General features: G+C 73.1%; 3 protein-coding genes. 2 read left to right on the top strand and 1 reads right to left on the bottom strand.

Features of this window, described 5'->3' with window-relative positions:
- Positions 1–245 (bottom strand): hypothetical protein (locus tag ABZ641_RS33835; protein ID WP_359988113.1); only part of this gene is annotated, 245 nt, incomplete at its 3' end.
- A 103-nt stretch (positions 246–348) separates the two neighbouring features.
- Here ABZ641_RS33835 and ABZ641_RS33830 point away from each other — a divergent pair.
- Together ABZ641_RS33830 and ABZ641_RS33825 are read left to right on the top strand one after the other, a co-directional pair.
- Positions 349–558: a hypothetical protein gene (locus tag ABZ641_RS33830; RefSeq protein WP_263103044.1), complete on the top strand. Its 210-nt coding sequence runs from the start codon at positions 349–351 to the stop codon at positions 556–558.
- A gap of 215 nt (positions 559–773) precedes the next feature.
- Positions 774–2266 (top strand): hypothetical protein (locus ABZ641_RS33825; RefSeq protein ID WP_359988111.1); only part of this gene is annotated, 1493 nt, incomplete at its 3' end.

Below are 2266 nucleotides of genomic sequence, written 5' to 3'. Positions count from 1 at the left end.
CTCGGGACGCGCCCCCGGCCCCGCACCGGCCCTGACGCACCGTCCGGGAACACGCCGGTGAGCTGAGCCGATCGAGTGAAGTCGGCGGCCCCCCGCGCGCCGCCGAGAACCTCGGATACGAAGAATCCCGGAACCCCGCCGAATTCGACCGACTTTTCGATCTTCGGACCGCCCGGCATTGCCGTGCGAATGCAGGCACTATTCACGCGAAATCGATCACCCGACGTATCCGGTTGCTTGCTCACCGTCGTGACGCCGCCGTAATGTCCAGGCCGTCGGACACCCGTCCGACCGGGGCGGCCGAGCCGCGGCCGCCCCGAGCGCAACCGTACGGAGAAATGGATCCCCATGATCGACATGTCCGTCCTGGAGACCGAGACCGCCGAGCTGCTGCCCAAGCGCGAGGCGCTGAGCCGCTTCAGCTTCAACCTCCACAAGACCACGGTCACCAAGCACGCCGTCGTCTACGCGGAGAACAACTCGGTCTCCTACAACGACCACTCCTGGGACTCCCTGGCGGCCTCGGAGGCGAAGCAGTACATCTCCATCCACCAGTGACGGATGCTCCGCCGCTGACGCCCCGCCGCCCCGCGTGGACGGCCCGGGTGCTGTGAACGGAAGGCGGCCGGCAGGGCAGCCGGCGCGCGGCCGGGCCCCCGACCGGCATTTCTGACCCGTTCACGGAAATCATGCGGAAAGTGTTTCCGGTGGCGCCGGAATCGCCGCCGGAAACACTTTCCGCACTTCCAACGACTGCCAGCCCGGAAGGTGACGTGACCGAGAGCGGACACGGCATCGGCAGCCGGACCCCCATGGCCGCGGAACGCCCGGCGGCCGTCGGCGACACCCGACGGCCGGCCGTTCCCGACGCCTGGGCGCGGCCCGGCACCGAGCCTCCCACCGACCCACCGACCGACCCCGGCCAGGCCGGCCCCGCACCGCGGACCGCCGACGGCCCGCACCCCGCCGCCGACGCCCCGCACCGCGTGCCGCACGACGTCCCGCACGGCACCGCCGAGGACGTGCCGCGGCCCGCCCCCGGGCTCACCCTGCAGGGCGAGTACCGCGACTCCGGCTTCACCACCCCCCGCTACCTCGTCCGGCGGGCCGACGGACAGATGGTCCAGCTCAGCCGGCTGCTCTACCTGGTGGCCGATGCCCTGGACGGCACCCGCACCCAGCGTGAGATCGCCGAACTGGTCGGCGCCCGCTCCGGCCTGGAACTCGGCCCCGAGCACATCGCCCACCTCCTCGACCACAAGCTCCGCCCGCTGGGCCTGCTCGCCCCGCCGGCCGGCAGCGCCGCGGCCGCGCCCGTCCCGGTCACCGACCTGCTGCTCGCGCTGCGCGCCCACAAGGTCCTGCTCCGGCCGCCGTCGGTCAACACCGTGGCCGCCGCGCTGTCCTGGCTGCACCGGCCGGTCGCGGTGGCGACCGTCCTGCTGCTCACCGCCGCCGCCGACGTCTGGCTGTTCGCGGTGCACGGGGCGATGACCCCCGTGCTGAACACCGTGCAGGAGCCGGCCCTGCTGCTCGCCGTCCTCGCGCTGACCGTGCTGTCCACCGTCTTCCACGAGTTCGGCCACGCCTCCGGCTGCCGCTACGGCGGCGGACGGCCCGGCTGCATCGGCTGCGGCATCTACCTGGTGTGGCCGGCGATGTACACCGACGTCACCGACGTGTACCGGCTGCGCCGGCCCGACCGGCTGCGCACCGACCTCGGCGGCGTCTACTTCAACGCGGTGTTCGTCGGCGTGCTGTTCGCCGCGTACTTCGCGACCGGCCGGGACTTCCTGCTGGCCGCCGTGTACGTGGCCCACTTCGAGATCGTCGAGCAGCTGCTGCCCGTGCTGCGGCTGGACGGCTACTACATCCTCGCCGACCTGGCCGGCGTCCCCGACCTGTTCGGCAGGGTCCGGCCGATCCTGCGCAGCATGCTGCCCCGGCGGCCCGTCCCGCCCGAGATCGCGGGGCTGAAGCGCTCGTCCCGGGTGATCGTGACGGCGTGGGTGCTCGCCATGGTCCCGCTGCTGGTGGCCGAGGTCGCCTACGTGCTCTGGAACGCGCCCCGGCTGCTGCGCACGGCGGTGGACTCCTTCACCGGCCAACTCTCCGACACCGCCGACGCGTTCGCCGCAGGGGCACCCGCGGCCGCGGCGCTCGGCGTGATCGGCCTGGTCATGCTGCTGCTGCCGACCGCCGGACTGGTCTACCTGGTGGTGCGGCTCGCCCGGCGGGCCGGCCGCGCCGCCGCCCGCGCCCGCTT

It is taken from the genome of Kitasatospora sp. NPDC007106 (assembly GCF_040634455.1).
Lineage (GTDB): Bacteria > Actinomycetota > Actinomycetes > Streptomycetales > Streptomycetaceae > Kitasatospora > Kitasatospora arboriphila.
The sequence above is the reverse complement of the archived record's forward strand: the minus strand, read 5'-3'. Positions and strand labels throughout refer to the sequence as shown.

What these genes read in the sequence shown, in the direction of transcription:
- ABZ641_RS33830 (WP_263103044.1), top strand. Translation starts at nt 349, where the DNA reads ATGATCGACATGTCCGTCCTGGAGACCGAGACCGCCGAGCTGCTGCCC.